Source organism: Streptomyces sp. NPDC002044 (assembly GCF_040296725.1).
GTDB lineage: Bacteria > Actinomycetota > Actinomycetes > Streptomycetales > Streptomycetaceae > Streptomyces > Streptomyces antarcticus.
Genome location: NZ_JBEOXU010000016.1, coordinates 25,458 through 52,053 on the forward strand (window position 1 = coordinate 25,458; position 26,596 = coordinate 52,053).

Annotated in this window: 26 protein-coding genes and 2 pseudogenes; 19 read left to right on the top strand and 9 right to left on the bottom strand. The window is 73.4% G+C overall.

Annotated elements, in window-relative coordinates; all coding sequences use genetic code 11:
- Positions 1-4 precede the first annotated feature (4 nt).
- Together ABT106_RS06790 and ABT106_RS06795 are read left to right on the top strand one after the other, a co-directional pair.
- Positions 5-1,606: an N-acyl-D-amino-acid deacylase family protein gene (locus tag ABT106_RS06790; protein WP_351273313.1), complete on the top strand. Its 1,602-nt coding sequence runs from the start codon at positions 5-7 to the stop codon at positions 1,604-1,606.
- A 5-nt stretch (positions 1,607-1,611) separates the two neighbouring features.
- Positions 1,612-2,619, top strand: coding sequence for a YdcF family protein (locus ABT106_RS06795; RefSeq protein WP_351273316.1), 1,008 nt, complete (start codon positions 1,612-1,614; stop codon positions 2,617-2,619).
- A 123-nt stretch (positions 2,620-2,742) separates the two neighbouring features.
- Here ABT106_RS06795 and ABT106_RS06800 read toward each other — a convergent pair whose 3' ends face one another.
- Positions 2,743-4,104: a carbohydrate-binding protein gene (locus tag ABT106_RS06800; RefSeq protein ID WP_351273318.1), complete on the bottom strand. Its 1,362-nt coding sequence runs from the start codon at positions 4,102-4,104 to the stop codon at positions 2,743-2,745.
- A gap of 188 nt (positions 4,105-4,292) precedes the next feature.
- On the opposite strand from ABT106_RS06800, the gene ABT106_RS06805 reads away from it, so the two are divergent.
- On the top strand, positions 4,293-4,478 hold the full coding sequence (locus ABT106_RS06805) for a hypothetical protein (RefSeq protein WP_351273321.1): 186 nt from the start codon (positions 4,293-4,295) through the stop codon (positions 4,476-4,478).
- A gap of 163 nt (positions 4,479-4,641) precedes the next feature.
- Here ABT106_RS06805 and ABT106_RS06810 read toward each other — a convergent pair whose 3' ends face one another.
- Both ABT106_RS06810 and ABT106_RS06815 read right to left on the bottom strand, forming a co-directional pair.
- A complete protein-coding gene (locus ABT106_RS06810; protein ID WP_351273324.1) occupies positions 4,642-5,277 on the bottom strand; it encodes a TOPRIM nucleotidyl transferase/hydrolase domain-containing protein in 636 nt (211 codons plus the stop codon).
- A gap of 97 nt (positions 5,278-5,374) precedes the next feature.
- A complete protein-coding gene (locus ABT106_RS06815) occupies positions 5,375-6,373 on the bottom strand; it encodes a LysR family transcriptional regulator (RefSeq protein WP_351273327.1) in 999 nt (332 codons plus the stop codon).
- A 107-nt stretch (positions 6,374-6,480) separates the two neighbouring features.
- On the opposite strand from ABT106_RS06815, the gene ABT106_RS06820 reads away from it, so the two are divergent.
- Positions 6,481-6,927, top strand: a complete 447-nt coding sequence (locus ABT106_RS06820; RefSeq protein WP_351273330.1) for a nitroreductase family deazaflavin-dependent oxidoreductase — start codon at positions 6,481-6,483, stop codon at positions 6,925-6,927.
- 33 nt (positions 6,928-6,960) lie between these two features.
- Positions 6,961-7,593 (top strand): hypothetical protein, encoded by a 633-nt coding sequence (locus ABT106_RS06825; protein ID WP_351273332.1) that lies wholly within the window; start codon positions 6,961-6,963, stop codon positions 7,591-7,593.
- On the opposite strand, the gene ABT106_RS06830 is transcribed toward ABT106_RS06825, so the two are convergent.
- Positions 7,580-7,936: a hypothetical protein gene (locus ABT106_RS06830; protein WP_351273335.1), complete on the bottom strand. Its 357-nt coding sequence runs from the start codon at positions 7,934-7,936 to the stop codon at positions 7,580-7,582. The two genes, ABT106_RS06825 and ABT106_RS06830, sit on opposite strands and share 14 nt — an antisense overlap.
- 68 nt (positions 7,937-8,004) lie before the next feature.
- On the opposite strand from ABT106_RS06830, the pseudogene ABT106_RS32125 reads away from it, so the two are divergent.
- The 3 genes and pseudogenes from ABT106_RS32125 to ABT106_RS06845 all read left to right on the top strand — a co-directional run.
- A pseudogene (locus ABT106_RS32125) lies at positions 8,005-8,391 on the top strand (helix-turn-helix domain-containing protein); the annotation flags it as partial.
- A 112-nt stretch (positions 8,392-8,503) separates the two neighbouring features.
- Positions 8,504-8,731 (top strand): annotated as a pseudogene (locus ABT106_RS06840) (DUF397 domain-containing protein); the annotation flags it as partial.
- 63 nt (positions 8,732-8,794) lie between these two features.
- Positions 8,795-9,172 (top strand): DUF6083 domain-containing protein, encoded by a 378-nt coding sequence (locus ABT106_RS06845; RefSeq protein WP_351273338.1) that lies wholly within the window; start codon positions 8,795-8,797, stop codon positions 9,170-9,172.
- On the opposite strand, the gene ABT106_RS06850 is transcribed toward ABT106_RS06845, so the two are convergent.
- Positions 9,133-9,696 (bottom strand): GNAT family N-acetyltransferase, encoded by a 564-nt coding sequence (locus tag ABT106_RS06850; RefSeq protein ID WP_351273340.1) that lies wholly within the window; start codon positions 9,694-9,696, stop codon positions 9,133-9,135. The genes ABT106_RS06845 and ABT106_RS06850 overlap by 40 nt on opposite strands.
- Before the next feature lie 245 nt (positions 9,697-9,941).
- On the opposite strand from ABT106_RS06850, the gene ABT106_RS06855 reads away from it, so the two are divergent.
- The 4 genes from ABT106_RS06855 to ABT106_RS06870 all read left to right on the top strand — a co-directional run bounded on the left by ABT106_RS06855 (position 9,942) and on the right by ABT106_RS06870 (position 13,146).
- Positions 9,942-10,541, top strand: coding sequence for a TetR/AcrR family transcriptional regulator (locus ABT106_RS06855; RefSeq protein WP_351273343.1), 600 nt, complete (start codon positions 9,942-9,944; stop codon positions 10,539-10,541).
- Positions 10,538-11,143, top strand: coding sequence for a dihydrofolate reductase family protein (locus tag ABT106_RS06860; protein ID WP_351273345.1), 606 nt, complete (start codon positions 10,538-10,540; stop codon positions 11,141-11,143). Before ABT106_RS06855 ends, ABT106_RS06860 begins: the two co-directional genes overlap by 4 nt.
- Before the next feature lie 253 nt (positions 11,144-11,396).
- Positions 11,397-12,608, top strand: coding sequence for a pyridoxal phosphate-dependent aminotransferase (locus ABT106_RS06865; RefSeq protein ID WP_351273347.1), 1,212 nt, complete (start codon positions 11,397-11,399; stop codon positions 12,606-12,608).
- A gap of 145 nt (positions 12,609-12,753) precedes the next feature.
- Positions 12,754-13,146 (top strand): SCO4983 family protein, encoded by a 393-nt coding sequence (locus ABT106_RS06870; RefSeq protein WP_351273350.1) that lies wholly within the window; start codon positions 12,754-12,756, stop codon positions 13,144-13,146.
- A 95-nt stretch (positions 13,147-13,241) separates the two neighbouring features.
- On the opposite strand, the gene ABT106_RS06875 is transcribed toward ABT106_RS06870, so the two are convergent.
- Together ABT106_RS06875 and ABT106_RS06880 are read right to left on the bottom strand one after the other, a co-directional pair.
- A complete protein-coding gene (locus ABT106_RS06875) occupies positions 13,242-13,739 on the bottom strand; it encodes a hypothetical protein (protein WP_351273352.1) in 498 nt (165 codons plus the stop codon).
- Positions 13,740-13,940: 201 nt separating this feature from the next.
- Positions 13,941-14,387 carry a hypothetical protein gene (locus tag ABT106_RS06880; RefSeq protein ID WP_351273355.1) on the bottom strand — a complete coding sequence of 149 codons (447 nt, stop codon included), beginning with the start codon at positions 14,385-14,387 and terminating at the stop codon, positions 13,941-13,943.
- Between the two features lie 143 nt (positions 14,388-14,530).
- Between ABT106_RS06880 and ABT106_RS06885 the strand changes: the two genes are divergently transcribed.
- From ABT106_RS06885 to ABT106_RS06900, 4 genes are read left to right on the top strand one after another with little or no spacing between them, the layout of a single operon-like run.
- Entirely contained in the window at positions 14,531-15,622 is a 1,092-nt protein-coding gene (locus ABT106_RS06885) for a substrate-binding domain-containing protein (protein WP_351273357.1), read from the top strand.
- Positions 15,619-16,812: a toxic anion resistance protein gene (locus ABT106_RS06890; RefSeq protein WP_351273360.1), complete on the top strand. Its 1,194-nt coding sequence runs from the start codon at positions 15,619-15,621 to the stop codon at positions 16,810-16,812. Before ABT106_RS06885 ends, ABT106_RS06890 begins: the two co-directional genes overlap by 4 nt.
- Entirely contained in the window at positions 16,809-18,449 is a 1,641-nt protein-coding gene (locus tag ABT106_RS06895) for a substrate-binding and vWA domain-containing protein (protein ID WP_351273362.1), read from the top strand. The genes ABT106_RS06890 and ABT106_RS06895 overlap by 4 nt, the downstream gene beginning before the upstream one ends.
- A complete protein-coding gene (locus tag ABT106_RS06900; protein WP_351273365.1) occupies positions 18,436-19,041 on the top strand; it encodes a hypothetical protein in 606 nt (201 codons plus the stop codon). The genes ABT106_RS06895 and ABT106_RS06900 overlap by 14 nt, the downstream gene beginning before the upstream one ends.
- Before the next feature lie 74 nt (positions 19,042-19,115).
- On the opposite strand, the gene ABT106_RS06905 is transcribed toward ABT106_RS06900, so the two are convergent.
- Complete coding sequence (locus ABT106_RS06905; protein WP_351273368.1) at positions 19,116-20,939, bottom strand: phosphoenolpyruvate carboxykinase (GTP); 1,824 nt, start codon at positions 20,937-20,939, stop codon at positions 19,116-19,118.
- 402 nt (positions 20,940-21,341) lie between these two features.
- Between ABT106_RS06905 and trhA the strand changes: the two genes are divergently transcribed.
- Entirely contained in the window at positions 21,342-21,959 is a 618-nt protein-coding gene (trhA, locus tag ABT106_RS06910) for a PAQR family membrane homeostasis protein TrhA (RefSeq protein ID WP_351273435.1), read from the top strand.
- Positions 21,960-22,079: 120 nt separating this feature from the next.
- Here the strand turns inward: trhA and ABT106_RS06915 are convergent, their stop codons facing one another.
- Positions 22,080-24,152 (bottom strand): thioredoxin domain-containing protein, encoded by a 2,073-nt coding sequence (locus ABT106_RS06915; protein ID WP_351273371.1) that lies wholly within the window; start codon positions 24,150-24,152, stop codon positions 22,080-22,082.
- Positions 24,153-24,268: 116 nt separating this feature from the next.
- Here ABT106_RS06915 and ABT106_RS06920 point away from each other — a divergent pair, with 116 nt between their 5' ends.
- Both ABT106_RS06920 and ABT106_RS06925 read left to right on the top strand, forming a co-directional pair.
- Positions 24,269-25,792 carry a restriction system modified-DNA reader domain-containing protein gene (locus ABT106_RS06920; RefSeq protein WP_351273374.1) on the top strand — a complete coding sequence of 508 codons (1,524 nt, stop codon included), beginning with the start codon at positions 24,269-24,271 and terminating at the stop codon, positions 25,790-25,792.
- A gap of 255 nt (positions 25,793-26,047) precedes the next feature.
- A complete protein-coding gene (locus ABT106_RS06925; RefSeq protein ID WP_351273377.1) occupies positions 26,048-26,566 on the top strand; it encodes a Uma2 family endonuclease in 519 nt (172 codons plus the stop codon).
- The last annotated feature ends 30 nt before the right edge of the window (positions 26,567-26,596 follow it).

Genomic DNA, 26,596 nt, shown 5'->3' on the forward strand with positions numbered 1-26,596 from the left:
CCGCATGGACCTCGTCATCCGCGGTGCCCGCGTCGTCGACGGCACGGGCGGGCCCTCGTACACGGCGGACGTCGGCGTGCACGGGGGCCGGATCGCCGCGATCGGCCGGATCCCGGGCGGCGGGCGCCGCACGCTCGACGCGCACGGGCTCGCGCTCGCCCCCGGCTTCGTCGACATGCACGCCCACAGCGACCTGGCCCTGCTCCGCGACCCGGACCACAGCGCGAAGGCCGCCCAGGGCGTCACCCTCGAAGTCCTGGGCCAGGACGGCCTGTCGTACGCGCCCGCCGACGAGCGCACCCTCGCCGGGGTCCGCACGGCCATCGCGGGCTGGAACGGCTCCGGCGACGACGTCGACTTCGACTGGCGCACCGTCGGCGGGTACCTGGACCGCCTCGACCGCGCCCACGGCGGCCGCGGCATCGCCGTGAACGCCGCCTACCTCGTCCCCCAGGGCACGGTCCGCGCGTACGCCGTCGGCTGGGACGACCGGCCCGCGACCGCCGCCGAGCTGGACCGGATGCGGGAGCTCGTCGACGAGGGTCTGGCCCAGGGCGCGGCCGGCCTGTCGTCCGGGCTCACCTACACCCCCGGCATGTACGCCGGCGGCGCCGAACTGACCGAGCTGTGCCGGGTGGTGGCGCGGCACGGCGGCTACTACTGCCCGCACCACCGCAGTTACGGCCACCGCGCGCTCGACGCGTACGCCGAGATGATCGAGCTGACCCGGGAGGCCGGCTGCGCGCTGCACCTCGCGCACGCCACCATGAACTTCGGCGAGAACGAGGGCCGGGCCCCCGAACTCCTCGCGCTCCTCGACGCGGCCCTGGACCGGGGCCGCGACATCACCCTCGACAGCTATCCGTACACCCCCGGCTGCACCACCCTGGTCGCCCTGCTGCCCAGCTGGGCGAACGAGGGCGGCCCCGAGGCGGTGCTGGCCCGGCTGCGCGACGACGCCGTGGCCGCCCGGATCCGCCACGCACTGGAGGTCGAGGGGGCCGACGGCTGTCACGGGGTGCCCGTCGACTGGTCGACGATCGAGATCTCGGGCGTCGGGGACCCCGCCCTCGCCGCCGCGCACGTCGGCCGGCGCGTCGACGGCTGGGACACCGCCCGGCGGCTGCTGCTGGAGGACCGGCTCGCGCCGACGGTCCTCCAGCACGTCGGCCACGAGGAGAACGTCCGGACGATCATGCGCCACCGGGTCCACACGGGCGGCTCCGACGGCATCCTCCAGGGCGCGAAGCCGCACCCGCGCGCCTACGGCACCTTCCCGCACTACCTCGGCCACTACGTCCGCGACCTGGGCGTGCTCTCGCTGGAGGAGTGCGTGGCGCACCTCGCCGGGCGCCCGGCGGCCCGGCTGCGGCTGCCCGACCGGGGCCTGGTCCGGGAGGGCTTCCGGGCCGACCTCGTCCTCTTCGATCCGGCCACGGTCGCGGCCGGGTCCACGTACGAGCGTCCGCGCGTCCTGCCGACCGGGATCCCCTACGTGTTCATCGACGGCCGGCCGGTGATCCACGAGGGCCGTCGGACGGACGTCCTCGCAGGTCGGTCGGTACGGAGCGGCCCCGCACCGGCCCCCCGCCGCCCCCTACGATGAACGGCATGGTCGCCTTCGCCCTCGCCGCGCTCTTCTTCCTCTCCTTCTGCGTCAGTGCCCGCAACGACCGCCGCAGGTTCCGCAACGCCGTCCTGCTGGGCCTGACGTTCCTCACCCTGTCGTCCGCCCTGCTCCTCCAGGTGGACGAGCTGCCCGGCTGGGCCGCCCTGCTCGTGCTGCTGGTGGTGTTCGGCCTGCCCGCCCTCGGCATCCTGGCGCTGGGCGTGTTCCTCGTCGCCAACGGCGTGACCATGGTCCGCAAGGAGGGCGCCTACCTGCCGAACCTGCTGTCGATGCTGGCGGGCCTGGGCATCTTCGCGGTGATCGCGCTGGTGGCGGCCGCGGGGGCCTTCGACTCGACGGCGGTGACCGGGGTCGCGGCGGTCGTCAGCGCGGTCGCCGCCTACGTCTCCTTCATCTTCATGTGCTTCCTCGGCTATGCCTACCTCTACGGCCGGATCAAGGTCCGCGGCGATGTCGACCACGTGGTCATGCTCGGCTCGGGCCTGGTCTGCGGGGACCAGGTGCCGCCGCTGCTGGCCTCGCGGCTGCGCAAGGGCCGGCAGATCTACGCGGCCCAGCTGGCCCGCGGCGGCCGCCCGCCGGTGCTGCTGGTCTCGGGGGGCAAGGGGACGGACGAGAAGGTGTCCGAGGCGCGGGCGATGGCGGACTGGCTGATCGCGGAGGGCGTTCCGGCGGAGCACGTCGCGCTGGAGGAGCGCTCGACGACGACCGAGGAGAACATGCAGTTCAGCCGGGAGCTGATGACCGCGGGCGATCCCGGCTACCGGTGCGTGGTGGTCACCAACAACTTCCACGCCTTCCGGGCCGCGATGATGGCCCGCAAGGCGGGCGTCAACGGCCAGGTGGTGGGCTCGCCGACGGCCCGGTACTTCTGGCCGAGCGCGACCCTGCGCGAGTTCGTCGCGGTGTTCTGGGAGCACCGGACCGTGAACCTGGGGATCTGCGGGCTGCTGGTCGCGGCGGGGGTGGCGGCGGCGTTCGCCGCCTGACCACGGCGGCCGGACGGTCGTACGGACCCGGCCGGCCTGCCGGGCCGGGACGCGCGGGCGGGGGCGCCGTGACTCCCCCCTTGGCAGCCACGGCACCCCCTGTCCCCGGGCGGGGCGCGCCGGTCAGACGCGCTGCCAGAGCGCGGGGACGGCCGGCGGCTCCCAGCCCGTCTGGGCCTGGTGCCCCTGGAGGCAGCGGTAGGTCGCGCCGCCGTGGGTGACGGAGGCGCCGGTCGCGTAGACCGTGCCCGCCTTCCAGGTGCCGCCCGGCTCGGGGTCACCGGGGCCGGGGCCGGGGCCCGGGCCGCTGCCCGTGGTCTTGAGGGTGAGGCCGTACGCGGACAGGATCGGGTTCAGCGGCTGGAAGAAGGTGGTGCCGCCGCTGGAGCAGTTCCCGGAGCCGCCGGAGGTGACGCCCTGGGCCTGGCTGCCGGAGATGTAGGAGCCGCCGGAGTCGCCGGGCTCGGCGCAGACCGTCGTACGGGTCACGCCCGAGATGGTGCCCTCGGGGTAGGTGACGCTGGTGTTGTGCTGCTGGACGGTTCCGCAGTGCCAGCCGGTGGTCGAGCCGGAGCGGCAGACGGAGGACCCGACGGGTTGCAGGACCGAGCCGGTGACCTGCACGTTCGCGCCGCCGCTGCCCTTGACGTACGGGGTGGCGGTCCACTGGGCGTTCGCGGCGACCCAGGCCATGTCGTTGCCGGGGAAGACGGAGGCTTGGAAGGACCCCTGGGCGACCTGGTTGAAGCCGGTGGTGGTGGTTCCGGCCCGGCCGCAGTGCCCGGCGGTGGCGAAACCGTTCACCGTGCCCTTGGTGACCGGGAAGCCGACGGAGCAGCGCCCGCTGCCGTTCATGTAGTAGGCGTCTCCGCCGCGCAGGTCGTACAGCGGCCGCGGGGCCTCGGCCGTACGGACCACGGTGACCAGGGCCGCGTCGGTGCCGGTGGCGGCCAGCAGCCGGGCCGCCGCGCCCGCCCGGGTCTCCTCGACGACCAGGCGGTTGGTGCGCGGGTCGGCGTACCGGACCGGGGTCCCGGCGTCGGCGGCCCGGTCCAGTACGGCCTGGGCGGCGTCGAGGTCGGCCAGGGTCCGGGTGACGACGGCGGCCCGGGCGCCGGCGGCCCGTATCGCGGCGGTGTCGGCGGCCCGGGTGGTGGCCACGGTCAGGGTGGCGGCGTCGGCGCCGTCCACCCAGGCCCCGGCGAAGGCGGCGCCGAGCCGGTCCCGGAGCCGGGCGGCGGTGGCGCCCGCCTCGGCTTCGTGGGCGAGTCGGGCCTTGGCCTGCGTGGGGGTCAGGCCGAGGTCCCGCTGGAGGGCGGCGAGCAGCTCGGGGGGCGCTTCGGCGGTACGGAGGGTGGCGGCGGCGGAGGTGCCCGCGGTGGGGGCCGCGGGGGCGGGGCCGGCGGTGGCGCCGCCCGCCGCGGCCAGCAGCAGCCCGGCGGCGGCCAGGGCGGTACACGCCGCGCGGGCGTGTCGCTTGAGCATGGGGGATCTCCTCGGTTCGGTGGGGGTAACCGAAACCGTAGGAACCCGAACCACCGTGCGGGAGCTGTCGGTTGGCCCCTCCCCCGGCGGTATGCCCGGCGCGGGCCGCCGGGCCGGGCCCGCCCCGGGGTGCGTTCATGGGGCGGCCGCCGCAGGATGGCCCCAGGGGGCATCGGAGGAGGTACGCGATGGACAGTGCAGCGGATCAGCAGCCCCGGCGGCCCGACCGGCTCTTCTCGGGCGGCGAGCGGCCCTACGACCCGGAAGACCTCGTGATGGTGCGCGGGATGGAGCCGACTCCGGAGCGGCTCGAAAAGGCACGCCAGATGATCGAGAAGGAGGGTCCGCAGGTCATCGAGCGCTACCTGCCGTAGCGCTCGGCGCGGATGCTGCCAAGAGCCCCGGCCCGGGTCGCCCCCGGTCCGGGGCCCTTCGCGTGGGCCGGCGGGGGCGGGCGAAGGCCGGCCGGCGCGGCCCGTCAGCCGGCCCGCGCGCGGCCCGTCAGCCCGGTCAGCCCGGTCAGCCCGGTCAGCCCGGTCAGAGCGTCGCCAGGAGGTCGTCGAGCGGGGCCGGGACCCGGTCGGGGGTGAGGGCCTCGACCAGGACGCGGCCGTAGCGGATCTTGCGGCCCTTCTTCGTGCCGAGGAAGCGCCGCAGCTGCTGCTGCCGGGGCCGGCCGTGCTGCGCGGGCTGGCGCAGGAAGGTCTGCCAGGCCCGGACGTCCCCCTCGGCCCCGATGACCTCCTCGACCCGTTCCGGGCCGAGCGCGCGGATCAGCTCGTCCTCCAGGTCCGCCGCGCACACGAAGAAGCCCCGGTACGGCGCCCCCGCCCGCTCCAGGCCGCGTTCGTAGAAGCCCTGCTCGCCCACGTCGCACAGGCCCGCCAGGCGCAGGCCGAGTCCGGGCGGCCCGAGGAGGCCGGCGTACCGGGCGACGCTCATGGCCCCGCCCATCGACACCACGCACACCCCCTCGGCGGCGAGGTCCCGGCCCCGCGCCCCGGCCAGCGCCTCGACGGCCGCGCGGTCGCTCAGCCCCTCCAGCAGCACCGCCGTCCGCACCCCCAGCCGCGCGGCGAGTTCACCCGCCGGCCCGCCGGGGCCGCCCGCCGCCCAGTCGCCGACCGCGTCCCGGAATGCCGCTGTGTCCGCTGTGCCTGCCGTGTCCGCCATGCGGCGAGTCTGCCCCGTCACCGGCGCCCCGGCACGGGAGTTTCCCCCCGCCCGGCCGTCACGGGGCGGCCGGTGACCGGGCGGCCTTCGCGGGGTGTCACCGGGCGGGCCGGGCCGCCGGGCTGACCGTCGCGGCCGCCAGCCCGTTGCCGGTCCCGCCCGCGACCGGCCCCCCGACGCCGTTCGCCGCCCCGGCCGAGCCGGCGAGGGCCTGCGCGTGCGCGGCCCGGGCGTGCTCCAGTACGTCGGCGGCCCGGCCCGCCGCCCGCGCCGCCGGGTGCCACCCCAGCAGGTGCCGCCACACCAGCGGGGTCCCGGCCAGCGGCCGGGCCACCACCCCCGGGGTGACCGGGAAGGTGGCCCGGCACAGCCCGACCGCCCGCCCGACCTGCACGAGGTGGACGCAGGAGGCGGTGTCGGTCTCGTAGACGCAGGCGGGCGTGAACCCGGCCCGTACGCACGCCGCCGCGAAACAGTCCCCGAAGCAGCCGTCGCCCGGCACGTCCGTCCAGGCCTCGGCGGCCAGTTCGGCCAGGTCGATCTCCCGCCGGGCGGCCAGCGGATGGTCCTCGGCGAGCATCACGTACACCGCGTCCCGCGCCACCTCCATCCACGCGAGGCGCCCCGGCTCGGGCGGCGCGCTCTCCCCGCAGACCCCGACCAGCGCGAAGTCCAGACGCCCGTCGGCGACGCCCCCGGCGACGTCCTTCTCGGACCAGGAGGTGTACGTGGTCACGGGCACCCCCGGCTCCTGGCGGGCCAGCCGGTCCACGAGGCCGCCGAGCAGCGGCCCGTGCGTGCCGCCGAGCCGGTAGCCGTCCGCGCCCTGCCGGGCGAACCGCACCGCCTCCTCCTGGAGTTCGCACACGGCGGGCAGTACGACGCGGGCCCGGTCCAGCACCAGTTCCCCGAGCGGCGTGGCCCGTACCCCCTCCCGGCCGCGCACGAACAGCGCCCCGCCCAGCGCCCGTTCGATCCGCTTCAGCTGCGTGCTGAGCGCGGGCTGCGCGATCCCCAGCGCGGTGGCGGCCCGGGTCAGGCTGCCGGCGTCCGCGACGGCCCTGACGATCTTGAGGTGCCTCAGCTCCAGGTCCATGCCACGAGCTTGGTTCAGACCAGTGGGCGGGCGCTACGGGTCGGCCGCATCCAGAATCGGTGAATGCTCGTTAGCCGCCCGGGGGCCACGACCCTAAGGACAGGTGAATGCACGCACTCGACGTCGACTGGGACCACCCCGTGGACCCTCGACCAGGCCCGCAGCTCGACCACGTACGCGCCTACGTGGCCTCCGTCGGCGCCGACGGCCACCTGTGGCACGGCGTCCACACCCTCCTGCTCACCACGGCCGGCCGCGCCACCGGCCGCGCCGTCCGGACCCCGCTGGTCTACGGCGAGGACGCGGGCCGCATCATCCTGGTGGCCTCGGGCTACGGCGCCCCGCACCACCCCGGCTGGTACCGCAACCTCACCGCGCACCCCGAGGTCCGCTTCCAGGCCGGCGCGACCCTGCGCCGGGCCACGGCCCACACCGCCGGACCGGCGGAGCGGGAGACGTACTGGTACCTGATGACGGGCCTGTGGCCCGCGTACGAGGAGGACCAGGCGGCCACGGACCGCGAGATCCCCCTGGTCGTCCTGGAACCGTTCTGACCGCTGCGGGCCGCGGCCCCCTAGGCTCCTGGCATGTACGCCACCGAAACGGCCCGCGACCGCATACGGGCCTGGACCGCGCTCCCGTCCCCCAGCGGGGCGTGGCTCGCCTTCGCCACGGTCCTCGCGGTCATGGTCCCGCTGTGGCTGCTGACGGTCCTGGTCACCGAGGTCTCGGAGCACGTCGAGCGCTGCTCGCACGGCATGATCGGCCCCGGCGGCGCCTTCCGGGTGGAGGGCACGGTCTTCCCGTACGACGACACCTGCGTGTACCCGGACGGTACGGAACTGTCGGCGATCGGCGCCCTGGCGTACGTGTGGTGGTTCTTCCAGGCCGTCCTGATCCTGCTGCTGCTCGGCGCGTTCGCCCTGGAGTTCGCGCACCTGCGCCGCCCGGGGTCGCGGCGGCGCTTCGGGGTCCTGACCGCCGTCTCGGGCGCACTGCTGGTGGTCGCGTACGCGCTGGCCTCCCCGCCGGTCCTGTCCTGCCGACCCGCCGAGACGGCGGCGCGGACGGCGTTCCCGCCGCAGACGACCTGCTACGGGCCGCTCGGCACGCGGGAGCTGGTCCCCGACTGGCTGCCGGTGCTGATCACGGCCCTGCTGGTGGCCTTCGCGGCCTCCGCGACGGGAACGGCCTGGCGGCGCCGGACTAGCCCGCGTTGACGTCGAACCTCACCGAGCGGACATCGAGCCGGTCGCTGGCGGCGTTCCCCTTGGGGCGCAGCCGCCATTCGGGGCCCGTGCAGCCGGCGCCGACGTAGACCGTGACCCAGGAGTCCGTCTGGTTGTGCGGGGCGTAGCCGGGCAGTTCTTCGTCGTCGCCGACCGCGTACAGGTTGACGCACTTGCCGCTGTGCGGGTCGTGCAGGGTGATGCGCTCCTCATGGCCGCGGTCGTCGACGTACTTGTAGTGGAAGTCGCCCGCGGCGGCCGAAGCCGATCCGGGCAGGGTGAGGACCAGCGCGAAGGCCGCGAGAGCGGCGGCGGCGGTGTTGCGGAGCTTCATGAGCGGGTGGATTCCTTCCGTGGGGGGGGTGCGGGACCGACCCTAGGAAGGCGCTGGCGGGCGAATCGATCCTCCGCGATCACTCGGCGTGGCGAGCTCGAACCACACCGCCTTCCCGATCCCGCACTCCCTCGGGTACGCCCCCCAGTCCTCCGCCAGCGCCGCCACGATCCCCGGCCCCCGCCCGGACTCCGCCAGCGGCCGGGGCTCCCGAGGGACGGGCAGCCCGATCGGCGTCGAGCACCTCCACCCGCAGCCGCTCCCCGTCGAACCGGCACCGCACCCAGACCTCCCGGCCGGGGACACGGGCGTGCCAAGCGGGCAAGACCCGGGAGGAGCTGGCGGAGGAGGCGAACTACGACCCGGAGACCGTCAAGTCGATGGAACCGGGCCGCAGGCGCCCGACGATGCAGCTGCTCCGGGCGGCGGACCAGCTGTTCGGAGCGGGCGGCAAACTGGTGGCGGCAGCCGAGTACATGGAGCCGGAGCCGTTCCCGAAACGGTCCGAGGAGTTCATGGCGGCGGAGGCGGAGTGCCTGGCCTTCAACACCTACGAACCGCTGTTCATCCCCGGCCAGCGACGGCCAAGGCTCCCACTGCGTCGAAGTCGCCCTGGACTGGCACAAGTCCACGTACAGCGACGGCCAAGGAGCCCACTGCGTCGAGGTGGCGTCCTGCCCCCACACCGTCCACGTCCGGGACACCAAGCTCGGCGCGGCCGGGCCCCGCTTCTCCGTGCCGGCGGACGCCTGGGGCGTGTTCCCCGGCGGGGTCGCCACCCGTTCGGGGGATTGAGCACCGTAACGGTGGCCTGACGGCCCCCTGAACCGCTACCAACAGAGCGGGGAAGGGGGACGATTGAACACGAACACCCACGAGCGGGACCGGGTCCGGCGCAGTGAGAACGGGCCGTTCCTGCTCGCGCAGGTACTGGCGGACACCCTCGTGACCATCGGCCGGCCGCGGCAGCCCGATGCGCGCGAGGGCCGCCCGGCGGTGTGCCGGCGGTGCGGCGAGGCCGCGTACTGGCACCGGACGGTCCACGGCCGGTGGATCCTGATCCAGCCCGGCGCGGCGCCCTGCCATCTCGTACCGGAGGGCAAGCGGTGGCGCATCGCGGGCGACGGCACCGCCCTCAACCTGGGCCGGGCGATCCCCTCGGACACCTGCCGGGTCAGCCACTTCGACGTGTGCGCTCAGGCCGGCTCCCCGGCGGCGGCCGCGACGGCGCTGTAGGTGCGGCCCCCGGCCTCGTAGTCGCCGAGCGGGGTCATGCCGAAGCCGTCGACGTGGACCCGCCAGGACGGCGCGTTGCCCGCCTCGATGAAGGCGACGACGGCCTCGGCACGCGCCTGCGCCGCCACCGCGACGGCCATCGTGAACAGGCCGCGGGCCACGCCCCGGCCCCGGAACGCGGCGTCGACCACCACGGGGCCGTACAGCAGCCAGCGCACCTGGCGCAGCGGCCGGTCCTGCCAGCGCAGGACGTCCTGGGCGTCGAGGAGCGCGCGCACCGGCGGGGGCGGGTCCGGGAGGTCCGCCGCCGCCGAGAGGGCGAGGAGCCCGGCCACCCGGCCCGCGTCGTCCGCGACGAGCAGTTCACCGGCCCGGGCCATGGCGCGCAGCGCCTCCTCGTCGAACGTGCCCTGCACGAAGCCCTGGGCGCGGCGCTGCTCTTCCGTGAGGGCGTCGTGGTGGTTGGCGGCGAAGAGCGCGGCCATGGCCGGCGCGTCGGCTTCGGTGGCATGTCGGTAGCGCATGCGGCCGATACTGCCCCGCGCCGGGCGCCTGCCGGGACACCTCACCGCACGCTCCGGCCAACTGGCCCAACGGGGCGTCCGGGCCGGGCTCACCGGTGGTCGTAGACGGTGACGCCGAGGTCGTTGCAGACGTGGGCGATGACCTTGGGGCCCTTGGAGCCGGGCCCGTTGTGTGGGAGACACCGGCACGCTTTAATGAATGAATAGTCATTTATTATTCCGTTCCGGAGAGCGAGGTGAGGACCGTGGCCGGGCGCCCCCGCGGCATCGACGACGCGGCCATCCTGCGCGCCGCCGTGCGCGTCATGGGCCGGACCGGGCCCGCGCGGCTGACGCTCGGCGCGGTCGCGGACGAGGTCGGGCTGGTGCCCGGGACGCTGTCGCAGCGCTTCGGCTCCAAGCGCGGCCTGCTGCTGGCGGTCGCCGAGCACGGCGTACGGGAGCTCGCGGAGCTGCCGGCGCGGGTCAGGGCCGGGCATCCTTCGCCGCTGGCCGCGCTGGCGGCTCTGACCGCCGGGGCCTGGGACGGGGTGACGACCGCGGAGGAGTACGCGCACCACCTGGCGTTCCTGTGCGCCGACCTGGCCGACCCGGAGTTCCGCCGCCTCGCCCTCGCCTCCCAGCAGGCCGAGGCAGCGGCCGTACGCACCCTGCTGGACGAGGCCGCGGCCGCCGGCGAGCTGCGCCCGGGCACCGACCCGGCCCGGCTGGCCCCCGCGGTCCAGGCGGCCGTCACCGGGGCCGGGCTGCTGTGGGCCGTGGACCGCGAGGGCACCTTCGCGGGGCGCCGGGGCGCCGCGCTCGCCGCGGCCCTCGCCCCGTACCGACGAGAGGAAGCACCGTGAGCACCGCGAGCACCGCCGGCACCGCGAGCACCGCCGGCACCACGACCACCGCCGGCACCGCACACCCGCCGAACGCCCGGCCGCGCACTTTCCGTACGGCCGTCACCATCGGCGTCAGCCTCGACGGCTTCATCGCCCGCGAGGACGGCGACATCGACTGGCTCACCACGCGCGGCGAGGAGGCCGGGGACACCGGCTACGACGCGTTCATGGCCGGGATCGACACCCTCGCCATGGGCCGCAAGACCTACGAGAAGGTGCTGACCTTCGGGTTCTGGCCGTTCGAGGGCAAGCGGGTGATGGTCCTGAGCACGACGCTGGACGGCGACGACCCGCGGGTCACCGTCCACCGCTCCCTGGACGCCCTGCTGGACGCGCTGACCGCCGCGGGCGCGCGCGGCGTCTACGTGGACGGCGGCCGGCTCGTACGGACCTTCCTGCGGGAGGGCCTGCTGGACGAGCTGACGATCACCACCGCGCCCGTCCTGATCGGCTCCGGCATCCCGCTGTTCGGCGAACCCGGCGGCCGGGACGTCGCTCTCACGCTGCGCTCCGCGCGGACCCTGGGCGCGGGCTTCACCCAGGCCACGTACGCGCTCTGATCCGCCCGGACCCGCGCGGGCACGGGGCGGACCCGAAGGGGGGTGCCGGGCGGCGGAGGTGACGAGCGCAACACGTTCCGCGGCGCGCCGCCCGGCCCCACCCATTCCGCAGGCCGGGGTGCGGGACCGGCCCCGGATTCCAAGGGGGGACCCCACCCCGACCCACCCATTGCCCGAAACGGTACATTTCACCCTGCGGCCCTCCCTCCGAATCCCGGGGACAGGCCGCACCGGGGGCCCGTAAGCTCCCGTCATGCAGGTGATCCAGTCAACGAAACTCGCCAATGTCTGCTACGAGATCCGCGGACCCGTCCTCGAAGAGGCGATGCGGCTCGAAGCGGCAGGTCATCGCATCCTCAAGCTCAACACCGGCAACCCCGCGGCCTTCGGCTTCGAGTGCCCGCCGGAGATCCTTGAGGACATGCTCCGCAACCTGGGCACCGCCCACGGCTACGGGGACGCGAAGGGGCTGCTCTCCGCGCGCCGCGCGGTCATGCAGCACTACCAGACCAAGGGCATCGCACTGGACGTCGAGGACGTCTACCTCGGCAACGGCGTCTCCGAGCTGATCCAGATGTCGATGCAGGCGCTGCTCGACGACGGCGACGAGGTGCTGGTCCCGGCGCCCGACTACCCGCTGTGGACGGCCTCGGTCTCCCTCGCGGGCGGCACGGCCGTGCACTACCGCTGCGACGAGCAGTCCGACTGGATGCCGGACCTCGCCGACATCGAGCGCAAGGTCACCGACCGCACCCGCGCGATCGTGATCATCAACCCGAACAATCCGACCGGCGCCGTCTACGACGACGAGATGCTGCGCGGGCTCACGGACATCGCGCGCCGCCACAATCTGATCGTCTGCTCGGACGAGATCTACGACCGGATCCTCTACGACGGCACCACCCACACGAACACGGCCGCCATCGCGCCCGACCTGCTGACGCTCACCTTCAACGGGCTCTCCAAGAACTACCGCGTCGCCGGATTCCGGTCCGGCTGGATGGCGGTCTGCGGCCCGAAGAAGCACGCGGCCTCGTACATCGAGGGCCTGACGATCCTGGCGAACATGCGGCTGTGCGCGAACATGCCGTCGCAGCACGCCGTGGCCACCGCGCTGGGCGGCCGGCAGTCGATCGAGGACCTGGTCCTGCCGGGCGGCCGCATTCTGGAACAGCGCAATGTCGCCTACGACCTGCTGACCCAGATCCCCGGCGTCACCTGCGTGAAGCCGAAGGGCGCGCTGTACGCGTTCCCGCGCCTGGACCCGTCCGTCTACAAGATCAAGGACGACCGGCAGATGGTCCTGGACCTGCTGCGGGCCGAGAAGATCATGGTCGTGCACGGTACGGGCTTCAACTGGCCCGACCCGGACCACTTCCGGATCGTGACCCTGCCGAACGCGAAGGACCTGGCGGACGCCGTGACGCGGATCGGGAACTTCCTGGACGGCTACAGCCAGCCGTAGGGCGACCCGGCGGGCGCCGGTCCGGCCGGGCCGGGGCCCGCCCCGGCCGCTCCCCCGCGGGGCGTGCCCACATGTCAGGATCGAACTCAACTTTAGACGCGTTCCAATGTAGGATGGTCCCCTGACCCACGCAGGAGGCCCCCTCATGTACGAACCGAGTCGCACGAAGTCGGTCGTCCGCCTGGGCGGCAACCGGGCCGGATACCCGCGGAGCAGCCGTAACGAGGCGCTGGACATCCAGCTCGCCGGCCACCTGTCCGCCCTGCTGGCCGTGACCGACGAGCTCGGTCTCGACGAGGCCGCCGCCCGCATAGCCGGCCAGGTGGAGCGACTGCGCGGAGCCGAGCCGGCCCGCGCCGTCCTGCACGGGGCCCCGGACACCGCCGCCGCGCTGCACCAGCGCGCCCACGACCTCGCCGCCCGCGCCCTGCTCGTCGCCGCGTCCCGCGCCGACACCACCGCCGCGATCCTCGCCGCCGAGCGCATGGACGCCCACGCCGCCGCCCTGGAGTCCCTGGACCTGGCCGGCGCCCACTGACGGCCCCGGTCCGGGGCCGCGGAGGCTCCGGACCGGGCGCCATACTCCTGCGGAGCCGCTCGGCGGTCCCGCGCGCGGGGAGGCCCCGGCACCCCTCACCCCGGGGCGCAGCGGCGGTCATCCTTCTTCAGGAAATCCGACCTGCTGACGACTTCCGTTTCTCCATCCTCCGTGACCAGCACCTCTCCGGCCTTCAGGGCCTCAAACTGATCCGGGGCGAAGGAGAGATGCCCGTCCAGCCCGCGGCCCCGCACCGCCCCGTTCATGGCCACCGTGTACTCGCTCCCTCCCTTCAAGTCGCTGAGATCTGACCTGTAGGCACGCCACCCTGATGGAGTCGAGAAGACGTCCACGGTGTCCAGCGGACCGCCCATCGCTCCGCTGCTGATGGCCCACCGCTTATGCCCGACACTGCCGCCCGAGCTGGAAACGGAGAACTGAAGAGCGACATACTCCGGGCACCCTGCGGTCAAAACCCGGGCGTGACCTGACTCCGTGCGCTCGACGGCAATCAGCGCCCTGGGGGCAGGCGTACACCCGACCACGGCCAGCGCCGTGAAGGCGACCATTGCCGCCGCGCGCCACACGTTCACCGAAGGCACATCCGCTCCCGTCAGGACCCTGACCCCCGACCCGCGCCGGATCTGTGGGGCGGAGGCTATCCGAAGCGGCATCCGGCGCAACAGTCGAACGGCTCTTCAGGATGCGTCGGCGGTCGGCAACAACCACGTTGTGCTGCACGGTAGTTGAGAGGCGACCGCACCACGGCCCGTCCCCGCCCCGCAGCCCCCCGCTCAGGGGGTGTCCGGCGTGGGGGGCCCGGCCGGGGTGAACGTCGCCTCCGCCGCCCCGCACCACGGGACCGCCTCCGGCGGCCAGACCGGGCCCAGGGCCTCGGCGTGTTCCGTCGCCGCCGGTGCCACGCCCGGGATCCGCACCAGGGAGCGGGCCGTGCGCCCGCCCGGCCGCGCCTGCGCGGAGTCGCGGAACTCCACCGTCACCACGTACGCGCCCGGCCCCTCGGGCCGGCCCGCCGCCTCCACCGCGGCCACCACGCGCCGGCTTGCCGGATCGATTCGGCACCCGGTGACCCGTACGTCCTCCAGGGCGGCCCGCGGCGGCGCCGCCCCGCTCGGTCCGCCGCCGCTGGCCCACACGTACAGCCCCAGCGGGGCGAACACCAGCAGCCCGGCCAGCGTCACCAGCCCGACCAGCCAGCCCTGCCACTTCAACGCGCTCACGCCCATGCGACGATCCTCCCGGGCCGCCGCCCCTCCCACCAGCACCCACGGGCCCACACAGCATTTCGAAGTGGGACCGCCTGGACACCTGACGTTCATTCAACTCGCCGTGGAATGTGGGTTTCCGCGAGCACGCTGCATCCGTGAGACGCATCCTAGGAATCCTCCTGGGCCTCCTCCTGATCGGCGGCGTGGCAGCCGTCGTCCTCGCCAGGGGGCAGAGCCCGGAACCCACGGCAACGAAGACCGTGCGCGGCGTCATCGGGTCGGAGAAGTCCGAGTTCTTCCGCGACCCCGGCGTCGTCAAAGCCCTTGCCGCACAGGGCTACACCGTGAAGGCCGAAACCTCGGGCTCCTGGGCGATGGACCAACTCGCCCTCAAGGAATACGACTTCGCCTTCCCCAGCAGCAGCGAACCGGCCAAGGAGATCGCGGCCGCGGCGGGCGTGAAGGGCGCCCAGGAGGCGAAGCCCTTCTACTCCCCGCTCGTCGTCATCGCCCGCGCCAACGCCGCGGAGGTCCTCGTCGGCAACGGCCTCGCGAAGCGGACCGGCAAGAACTCCGGAACCCTCCTCATGGGCCCCTTCCTCAAGGCCGCCGGCGAGGACCGCACCTGGCAGCAGCTGACCGGCTCCGCCGCCCACGCCGAACTGACCGGCACGGTGTTCGTCAAGACCACCGACCCGGCCACCTCCAACTCCGGCGCGCTCTTCCTCGCCGCCGCCTCCACCGTGGCCAACGGCGGCAACCTCGTCGCCGACGACGCCGCCATCGACCGCACCGCGCCCCTGATGCGCAAGCTGATCTCCGTCCAGGGCGCCCTGGAACCCAGCACCGACGCCCCGTTCCGGGCCTTCATCAGCGGCAGCGGCGAACCGCTCATCCTCGTGTACGAATCCCAGGTCGCCGCCATGCTCCTGCAAGGGCAGCAGCCCCAGGACATGGTCGTGCTGTACCCCGACACCACCGTCAACACCGCGCACACCTTCGTGCCGATCAGCGACGCCGCCCGGGACCTCGGCACCCTCCTCGCCACCGATCCCGGCCTGCGGGACCTGGCCCTGCGCCACGGGTTCCGCCCGCAGGACGGCGTACCCGCGTTCACCGCGGCCACCGCACAGCACACCGACTACCTCAACCCGGGGCTGACCGGCATCCGCCAGGTCGGCACCCCGACCGTCAAGAACCTGATGGCGCTGGCCGCGCGCGCCAAGGGCCAGGGGGACACACCATGACACTGACACCGCCCGAGGACGCCCCGCTCGTCCTCACCGCACCCGACCCCGTCGCCCCCGTCCGCCGGGAGCAGGCCGCCGGTCTCGTCCCGCTCCAGGACGGCGTCCGCGAGGAGATGGCCCGCAGGGCCGGGGAGTACGTCGGCTCGCTCGCCGGGCTCGACGCCCGCTCCCCGGAGTTCGCGCAGCGGATCGGCGAGATCGCCGGGCTGGGCGCCGCCGACGTCCGCTCCGCCGCCCAGCAGTCCAACCGGATGCTGGAGCGCGCCGTACGCTCGCTGGGCTCCTCCGGAGCGGGCGGCGGCGACGCCCAGGCCCGCGTGGCCGGCTCCCTCGTCGAACTGCGGCGCACCGTCGAGGACCTCGGCCCGCGGGACGCGCCCACCACCGGCGTGCGCGGGCTCCTCGCGAAGCTGCCGGGCGGCAACCGGTTCCGCGACCACGTGGCCGCGTACGCCTCCGCACAGGCCACCCTCGACAGGATCGTGGGCGCGCTCCGCGGCGGCCAGGACGAACTGCGCCGCGACAACGCCGCCCTGCACACCGAACGGACCCGCTTGTGGGAGACCATGGGCCGGCTCCAGGAGCACGCGGTCCTCACCGAGGCCCTGGACGCGGCCGTCGTCCAGCGGATCTCCGAGGCGGAGGCGGCCGACCCCGGCCAGGCCGACGCGCTGCGCGCGGACGTGCTCTTCCCCGTCCGGCAGAAGCACCAGGACCTGCTGACGCAGCTGGCGGTCTGCGCGCAGGGCTACCTCGCGATGGACGTCGTCCGCCGCAACAACGACGAACTGGTCAAGGGCGTCGACCGGGCCGCGACCACCACCGTGTCCGCGCTGCGGACCGCGGTGATGCTGGCCTCGGCGCTGGAGCACCAGCGGCAGGTGATCGACCAGGTCAACGCCCTGAAGGGCACCACCGAGGACCTGATCCGGGGCAACGCCGAGATGCTGTCGACGCAGAGCGGCGAGATCCAGCGGATCGCGGCCGACCCGGCGGTGGGCGCGGAGACGCTGCGCACGGCCTTCGCCCAGATCTACCGCACGCTCGACGCGATCGACTCCTTCAAAGCGCAGGCCACGGAGAACATGGCGGCCACCGTGGAGTCCCTGGCGGGCGAACTGCGGCAGGCTTCCGCCCATCTGGCGCGCACCCGCACCGCGGGCGTCCTCGACGGCGGTGCCCGATGAGCCCGTCCCGGCCGGCCGGCCGGTTCCGGCGGGCCCCGCTCGCCCGCGTCCTCGCGCTGGTCGCCCTCGTGGCGGCGAGCGCCTGCACCTCCTCCCCCGACGGGTCCGGCGGATCCGGGGGGCCCGGCGGGCCGAAGCCCACCGCGTACAAGGAGGGCACCCTGCGGGTCCTGGCCTCCAGCGAGCTGGCCGACATCCAGCCGGTGCTCGACCGGGCGAAGCAGGCCACCGGCGTCACGGTGAAGCTGACCTGGTCGGGGACGCTCGACGCGGCCGAGCAGGTCGCCTCGGGGAAGGCGGACGCCGCGTACGACGCCATCTGGCTGTCCTCCAACGACTACCTGCGGCTGCGCCCCGAGGCGGCCGGGAAGCTCGCCAACGAGACCCCGGTGATGTCCTCGCCCGTCGCCCTCGGCGTGAAGCCGCAGGCGCTGGCCCGGCTCGGCTGGCAGCCCGGCGACGTCACCTGGTCGGCGGTCCACGAGGCGGTGGCCGCGGGGAAGCTGACGTACGGGATGACCGACCCGGTGCGCTCCAACTCCGGTTTCTCCGCGCTGGTCTCGGTGGCCTCGGGCCTCTCGGGGGCGCAGTCCGCGCTGACCGACGCGGACGTGAAGGCGGCCGCGCCGCGGCTGAAGGAGTTCTTCGCCGGGCAGAGGCTGACGTCGGGCTCCTCCGGCTGGCTCGCCACGGCCTACGCCAAGCGCGGGGACGTGGACGCGCTGGTCAACTACGAGTCGGTGCTGCTGTCCGCGAACCGGGACGCGCAGGCCGGCCTGACGGTGATCCGGCCGCGCGACGGCGTGGTCACCGCGCACTACCCGCTGACGCTGCTGACCGCGGCCCCCGCCGGGGCCCGCGAGTCGGGGCGGGCGCTGACGGAGTGGCTGCGCGGCCCCGAGGCACAGCAGGCGATCACCGAGCGGACGCTGCGGCGGCCGGTGGCGGCCGGGGTGGCCCCGGCGGCGGGCCTGGACGCGGAGAAGCGGCGGGAGCTGCCGTTCCCCGGGTCGCGGTCGGTGGCCGACGGGCTGCTGGCGAGCTACGAGAACGAGCTGCGGCGGCCCTCCCGGACGGTGTACGTGCTGGACACCTCGGGCTCGATGGCCGAGGAGGACCGGATCGGGCGGCTGAAGGCGGCGCTCACGGAGCTGACGGGCACCGGGAGTTCGGGGCCCGGGCAGCGGTTCCGGGACCGCGAGGAGGTGACGCTGCTGCCCTTCGGCGACAAGGTGAAGAAGGTGCTGACGCACGTCGTGGAGCCGGGCGATCCGGGGGCCTCCCTGGACGCGATCCGGGCGGACGTACTGGCCCTGCAGCCGGCCGGGGGCACGGCCGTGTACGGCAGCCTGAAGGCCGCCTACCAGCACCTGGGGCGGGAGGACGCGGACGCGTTCACCTCGATCGTGCTGATGACGGACGGGCGCAGCGGGGACAAGGCGAAGGACTTCGACGCCTTCTACGCCGGACTTCCGGAGGCCGGGAAGCGCACGCCGGTCTTCGCGGTCCTGTTCGGCGACTCGGACCGCGCGGAGCTGGCCCACATCACCGAACTGACCGGCGGGCGGCTCTTCGACGCCACCGACGGCAACGGCTCGCTGGACGGGGCCTTCGAGGAGATCCGTGGCTACCAGTAGGGCGCTGCGCTACCTGGAGTCGAAGAAGAACCTGGCCGGCTCGGCCTGCGGCGTCGCCGGGGTGGGCCTCGCCCTGGCCGGCGCGGCCGGCGCGTACTGGCCGCTGGTCGTCGCCGGGCTGTACGGGGCGGGCGCGCTGATCGCCCCGCCCGAGCGGGTCGCCCCGCCTGCGGTCCCGGACCCGGCCGAGCGGCTGGGTCTCGTACGGGAGGACCTCGGGCGGCTGCGGGAGTACCTGGCGGAGGTGGAGCTGCCGCGGGCGGCGGGCGAGGTGCTGGCCGGACTGCTGGAGCTGTACGCGGCGCTGCTCGACCCGCGGTGGGCGGCCGAGGTGCTGGCCGCCGATCCGGAGGCGGCGCACGCGCTGTCGCGGGCGGTCCGCACGGACGTCCCGGAGTGCGTGGACACCTACCACCGGACGCGGTGGTGGACGCGGCTCGCGCCGGGCGGCGAGTCTCCCGAACGGCATCTGGAGCGGCAGCTGTCGGTGCTCGTCGCGGAGGCGGAACGCGTGACGGCGGACCTCCACGAGGTGGAGGTCCGCCGTCAGCAAACGCACACGACCTACCTGGAGGACCGGGGTCGCTCCTGATCGGCGGGTGCGGCGGCGGGAACCGCTTGGTCGGGGGTTCCCACGTTCATGGCCCCGGTTGCGGGGCGGGCGGCTCAGCCCAGGCGCTCGACGAGCGCGTGGTACTGGTCCCACAGCTCCTTGGGGGTGTGGTCGCCGTAGGTGTTGAGGTGCTCGGGGACCAGGGCGGCCTCGTCGCGCCAGATCTCCTTGTCGACCGTGAGGAGGAACTCCAGGTCGGCGGCGGGCAGGTCCAGGCCGTCGGTGTCGAGGGACGCGACCGTCGGCAGGACGCCGATGGGGGTCTCGACGCCTTCGGCGGTGCCGTCGAGGCGCTCGACGATCCACTTCAGGACGCGGCTGTTCTCGCCGAAGCCGGGCCACACGAACTTGCCCGCGTCGTTCTTGCGGAACCAGTTCACGTAGTAGATCTTCGGCAGCTTGGACTGGTCCTTGTCAGCACCGACCTTGACCCAGTGGCCCATGTAGTCGCCCATGTTGTAGCCGCAGAACGGCAGCATGGCGAAGGGGTCGCGGCGCAGCTCGCCGACCTTGCCCTCGGCGGCGGCGGTCTTCTCGGAGGCGATGTTCGAGCCGATGAAGACGCCGTGGTTCCAGTCGAAGGACTCGGTGACCAGCGGGACGGCGGAGGCGCGGCGGCCGCCGAAGAGGATCGCGGAGATCGGGACGCCCTTGGGGTCCTCCCACTCGGGGGCGATCGTCGGGCACTGGGAGGCCGGGACGGCGAAGCGGGCGTTCGGGTGGGCCGCCGGGGTCTCGGACTCCGGGGTCCAGCGGTTGCCCTTCCAGTCGACGAGCTCGGCCGGGGCCTCCTCGGTCATGCCCTCCCACCAGACGTCGGAGCCGTCCGGGGTGAGCGCGACGTTGGTGAAGACGGTGTTCGCGTACATCGTCTTCATGGCGTTGGCGTTGGTGTGCTCGCCGGTGCCGGGCGCGACGCCGAAGAAGCCGGCCTCGGGGTTGATCGCGTAGAGGCGGCCGTCCTCGCCGAAACGCATCCAGGCGATGTCGTCACCGACGGTCTCGACGGTCCAGCCGGGGATCGTGGGCTCCAGCATGGCGAGGTTCGTCTTGCCGCAGGCGGAGGGGAAGGCGGCGGCGATGTACTTGGCCTGGCCCCGCGGCGGGGTCAGCTTGAGGATGAGCATGTGCTCGGCGAGCCAGCCCTCGTCGCGGGCCATGACGGACGCGATGCGCAGGGCGTAGCACTTCTTGCCGAGCAGGGCGTTGCCGCCGTAGCCGGAACCGTAGGACCAGATCTCGCGGGTCTCCGGGAAGTGCGAGATGTACTTGGTGGTGTTGCACGGCCACGGGACGTCGGCCTGGCCCTCGGCGAGCGGGGCGCCCAGGGTGTGCACGGCCTTGACGAAGAAGCCGTCGGTGCCGAGCTCGTCCAGGACGGCCTTGCCCATGCGGGTCATGGTGCGCATGGCGACCGCGACGTAGGCGGAGTCGGTGATCTCGACGCCGATCGCGGACAGCTCGGAGCCCAGGGGGCCCATGCAGAAGGGGACGACGTACAGCGTCCGGCCCTTCATGGAGCCGCGGAAGATCCCCTGCTCACCCGAGAAGATGGCCTTCATCTCGGCCGGGGCCTTCCAGTGGTTCGTGGGGCCCGCGTCCTCCTCCTTCTCGGAGCAGATGAAGGTCCGGTCCTCGACGCGCGCGACGTCGGAGGGGTCGGAGGCGGCGTAGTAGGAGTTCGGGCGCTTCGCCTCGTCGAGCTTCTTGAACGTGCCCTGAGTGACGAGCTCCCCGCACAGGCGCTCGTACTCGGCCTCGGAGCCGTCGCACCAGACGACGCGGTCCGGCTGGGTGAGGGCAGCGATCTCGTCCACCCAGGAGATCAGTCCTTGGTGGGTCGTCGGGATGGTGGGAGCCGCGTTGTCGCGCGCCACGATTGCTCCTTGTTGAGGGATTTGTTTGGTGTTTGCCCCGTGGGGGCTGCGACCCGGACGCTTCGCGCTCCGCTCATCCGGTGCCGACCGCACTCATCTGATCATCCGGTGGATGTGCGCATATGTCCAGAGGGCCTCTCACGTGAGCATCGCCACGTCCGTCAATCTTCCGTAAAGAGCACCGATCAAGAGCGCCGACGGAAAAGCGGACTGACGGAAACCTACGGACCCGTAGGTAGCATGTGGGCCATGACTTCTGACGCCGCCGCCGGACCGGCCGCCGAGGCCGTCCAGGCCGCCGAGGCCCCCCGGGCCGCCGAGCCTTCCCCCCAGGCCGCCGAGCCCTCCCCCATCGTCCAGGCCCTGGAGACCGCCGAAGCCGCCCTGGAGGCCAAGCCGCTGATGCGCGGCTGGCTGCACACCGGGATGTTCCCGGCCGTGGTGGTCGCCGGTCTGGTGCTGATGGCGTTCACCGACTCGACCGAGGCGCGCGTGGCCTGCGGCGTCTACGTCCTCACCGCCTGCCTGCTCTTCGGCGTCAGCGCCGTCTACCACCGCGGTACGTGGGGGCCTCGCGGCGAGGCCATCCTGCGGCGCCTCGACCACGCCAACATCTTCCTGATCATCGCGGGCACCTACACCCCGCTGACCGTCCTGCTGCTCCCGCCCTCCACCGGGCGGACCCTGCTGTGGGCGGTGTGGATCGCGGCCGCCGCCGGCATCGCCTTCCGCGTCTTCTGGGTCGGCGCCCCGCGCTGGCTCTACACCCCCTGCTACATCGCGATGGGCTGGGCGGCCGTCTTCTTCCTGCCCGACTTCATGCGCACCGGCGGCATCGCCGTGCTCGTCCTGGTGATCGTCGGCGGCCTGCTGTACAGCGTGGGCGGGGTCATCTACGGCATGAAGCGCCCCAACCCCTCCCCCCGCTTCTTCGGCTTCCACGAGGTCTTCCACTCGCTGACGCTGGCGGCCTTCGTGGCCCACTACGTCGGCATCTCGATGGCCGCCTACCAGCACTGACGGCTCCGCCCGGCCGTACGGGAACGGCCCCGCCCGGGGGTTCCACGGCTCCGCCCCCGGCACGGGTGCCGGGGGCGGAGCCGTTCCCGTACGGCCGCCCGGCCTGCGGGCGGGGTGCCGTCACACCTCCCGGGAGGTCTCCGCCCCCACCTGCCCGGCGAGTTCGACCGGATCCGTCGTGGGCCGCGCGCAGACGAAGTGCCGGCACACGTACGCGGTGGGCAGACCCCCCACGAGCGTGCGCTCGGCCAGCAGGGGGAACTCCCCGCCGTTGCCGTCCGCCGCACGCGGCAGGCCCGTCGCCACGACCGCCCCGGGAGCCGTCCCCAGCAGCGCGACCCGGTGCAGCTCCGCCCGCGCCGGGTCCTGCGGAGCGCCGACCACCGCGACCTCGCGCGGCCCGTCGAGCAGCGCCTCGGCCACCGCCAGCCCGTGCCCGATGAAGCGCGGGGCGCGCGGACCGAGCGCGTGCACCACCCCGAGCGCCCTCTCGGCCGCCGTCCGGTGCGCCTGCGAACCGGTGTGCGCCGCGTACGAGAGCAACGCCCCGGCCGCCGCCGTCCAGCCCGACGGCGCCGCCGTGTCGGTGGGGTCCTGCGGCCGCCTGATCAGCTGCTCCGCGTCGTGCGCGGTGTCGTACAGCGACCCGTCCTCGGCGGCGAACAGGTCCAGCACCAGGTCGACGAGGAAGCCGGCGAACTCCAGCCACACCCCCTCACCGGTCACCGAGGCCAACGCGAGGAACCCCTCGGCGACGTCGCCGTAGTCCTCCAGCACCCCCGCGTTCGCGCCGACGCGGCCGTCCTTGCTGGTCCGCGCCAGCCGGGCCCGGCCCGAGCTCACGTCGAAGTGGACCCGTACCAGCAGGTCGGCGGCCTCCGTCGCACGGTCCACCAGGTCGGGCCGGTCGAAGTAGGCCCCGCACTCGGCGAGCGCGGCGACGGCCAGCCCATTCCACGCCGCCACGACCTTGTCGTCGCGCCCGGGCGCCGGGCGCCGCGCCCGCGCGGCGAGCAGCCGCTCCCGGATCGAGGCGATCCGCCCGGCCTCCGCCGCCGGACCGTCCTGGGGCAGCTGGAGCACGGAGGAGCCGTGCTCGAAGGTGCCCTCCTCGGTCACCCCGAAGTACGCGGCGGCCAGGTCCCCGTCCTCCTCCCCCAGCACGTCGCGCAACTGGGCCGGGGTCCAGGCGTAGTACGCCCCCTCGACGTGCGCGCCGGTCAGCGGGTCCGCGCTGTCGGCGTCGAGCGCGGAGGCGAACCCGCCGTGCTCGGTGCGCAGCTCCCGGACCATGAAGTCGGCGGTCTCCAGGGCCACCCGCCGCGCCAGGTCGGACCCGGTGGCCCGCCACAGGTGGGCGTACACCCGGCACAGCAGCGCGTTGTCGTACAGCATCTTCTCGAAGTGCGGGACGACCCACTCCCGGTCCACCGCGTACCGCGCGAACCCGCCGCCGAGCTGGTCGTAGATGCCGCCCCGGGCCATGGCCTCGCACGTGTCGGCGGCCATCTGCAGCGCACCCTCGGCCCCGGTGCGCGCGTGGTGGCGCAGCAGGAACTCCAGCACCATGGACGGCGGGAACTTCGGCGCCCCGCCGAACCCGCCGCGCGCGGAGTCGTACTCCCGCGTCAGCCCGAGCAGCGCCTGCGCCAGCTCCCCGGCCCCCGGGGTCCCGGCCTTGCCGTAGTCCAGCTGCCGCCCGGCCAGGTCCCGTACGATCCGCCGCGCGACCTCCGCGACCTCCTCGGGCCGCCCCACCCAGGCGGACCGCACGCCTTCGAGGACCTGCGTGAAGGACGGCATCCCGTGGCGGGGCTCGGGCGGGAAGTAGGTCCCGAAGTAGAACGGCTCGGCGTCGGCGGTCAGGAACACGGTCATGGGCCAGCCGCCCTGCCCGGTGGCGGCCTGAACCGCCTCCATGTAGACGGCGTCGACGTCGGGCCGCTCCTCGCGGTCCACCTTGACGTTGACGAAGTGCTCGTTCATGTAGGCGGCGGTCAGCTCGTCCTCGAAGGACTCGGCCGCGAGCACATGGCACCAATGACAACTGCTGTAACCCACACTCAGATGGACCGGCACGCCCCGCTCCCGCGCTTCGGCGAACGCCTCGGGCGACCAGGGCCACCAGTCGACGGGGTTGTCGGCGTGCTGGAGGAGGTAGGGGGACGTCTCGTCAGCAAGGCGGTTCGACATGCGCCCATCCTCGCTCACACGGGCGACGGGAGCCGTCCGCGGCACGGTCGGCGCCAAGCGGGGCAACCCCTGAACAGGACGTTCTCCGCATCCTCGGTACACGGGAGGGAATCTCTGTGAGGATCGGATCCTTCTGGAGCGCGAACGGTTTCGAGGGGGCGGCATCGGTGACGGATTCCACGGTGGACGAGGGCGCGGAGGAGTCTCCCGGGCGGGCCTCCTATCTGATCGGGGGACGGCGGGTACGGGTTTCGGATCTGGTCGATGCCGGGCTGTTGACCGCGGGCGCGCCACTCGTCTTCCGGCGTAAGCGATCGGGGGTAGCACATAGTGCTCGGGTGACCGCGGACGGCAGGATCGAGCTGAGCGACGGCCGACGGTTTAAGTCCCCCTCCGCGGCAGCCGCCGCGGCCTCGGGACGAGGTCCCTTCGACGGCTGGACCGCCTGGGCACTCGACGGCGTCACCCTGTTGGATGTTCTGCGACAGAGACTGCTGGACACGGTTGCCGAGCAGCCGCCCTCTGACGGGCCCGAAGCGGACGGCTCCGCCATCCGGCACGCCCGGTTGAAGGATGCCCGGCAACAGGCGGACTCAGACACTCCGATCACTCTGACCGTCCGGGATCTGCTGGGCTGGTGGGGGGCCTCCAGGCGTGGCTATCTGGTCAGCGAGCAGGTATCGGCCGAGCTGGCCAACCACGGTCTGTCCACCGTGCCGGACTTTGCCGCTGTAGGACTCGACGACCGGGTCACCCTGACCGGACCGTCCGTGGATGCCGAGGACGAGCAGGGAGAAACGGCCGGGCCGGAGGCAGAGACGGAGCAGGCGACGGAAACGGACCAGGAGGAAACGGCGGCGCAGGAGGAAACGAGGATGACCGCGTCACGCCGGTCCACGGCCGCAGACGAGGACGAACCGATCCAGGGGCAGACGGTCGGCAACCTGCCTTCGGCGCTCAGGGGCGTGGAATCGGTGACCTCCTCGGCGAGCTTCGAGGAGGCGTTCACCAAGATGCGGCTCAACGGATACTCACAGCTGCCGGTGCTGAACGGGCCTCGGAACCTTCAAGGGGCCGTCACCTGGGAGTCCATCGCGCTGGCCCGTTACGCGGATTCCGAAGCCCTCTTCTCCCGGGCCATAGTCAAAGCTCACGCCGTCAGCTACGCCGACCACCTGATCGACGCGCTGCCCCATCTGGAACAGTTCGGCTTCCTCCTGGTCAGGGATCAGACGAACCGAATCGCCGGAATCATCACCGTCGCCGACGTGGCTGCCGAGTACGGTGCCACCGCACGGCCGTTCCTCCTCATCGGCGATCTCGACCGACAGCTGCGCAGGATCATCTCGGAAGGGCTCGACCTTGCGAAGGTGATCGCTCTCTGCGACCCGGACGGACGTCGCGGCCTCACTTCCTTCGACCAACTGTCCTACGGGGACTACCAGCGGGTCTTGAGCAATCAAGATCAGTGGGACAGGCTGGGCTGGCCGCTGGACCGCAAGTCCTTCACGGACCGCCTCAACAGCCTGCGCGAGGTCCGCAATGAGCTGATGCACTTCAACGACAAGGACAAGGTCGGCGACGCGGCGATACCGCTGCTCCGCAACATGATCGAGCTGTTGCGTGAGTACGGGGGCTGAGCCACCCCGCTCGCCGCGGACCACCGGTCCGCGAGTTCACTGACGTCGGTGGCACGTGGAGCAATCGGCTGACATCGGGATGGGGCATGTGGTGCCGCCGGGTCTCCACGAGCGCCTCCGGCATCCAGGGGTGCCGCCGGGCGGGGCCCGCGCGGCCCTGCCCCGCCCGGTCGAAAGCGGCGCCTCGGCGGCGCGGGACAGTAGGCTGAGCCCGGTAGCGCTGGAACCGTTGAGGCTCCTCTGAGGAGGCACACCATGACCGCCGAGATGGTGGCGCCCGCGTGGACGCACGCCCAGATCAGCGCGGAGCAGTACGACTCCTGGTCCGAGGAGCAGTGTGCCGGCATCGAGATCGTGGACGGGATGGTCGTCGCGAGCCCGAGCGCCTCCAAGCGGCACAACCGGCTGGCGCGGATCCTGGCCAACGTCCTGGACGCTGCCGCCGGACCGGACTGGAAGCGCCGTCCGGACGTCATCGTCTACCGGGCGGAGACCATCGACCTCACCCCCACCCGCCCCGAACACGTACTCCTGGTCGTCGAGGTCGTGTCGCCCGGCTCGGAGACCACGGACCGGATCGTGAAGGTGGACCAGTACGCCAAGGCCGGCATCCCCTTCTACTGGCGCGTCGAGCAGGCCGCCACCGGCGTCCCGATCGTCTACACCTACGTCCTCGACCCCGCCACCAGGGCCTACCGGGACGGCGAGTTGTTCACCGGCGCGGTCAAGACCGCCGTGCCCTTCTCCGTCACCGTGGACCTGGGAACCGTCTGACCGCGCCGGAACCCCATCCAGGGCGCTCCG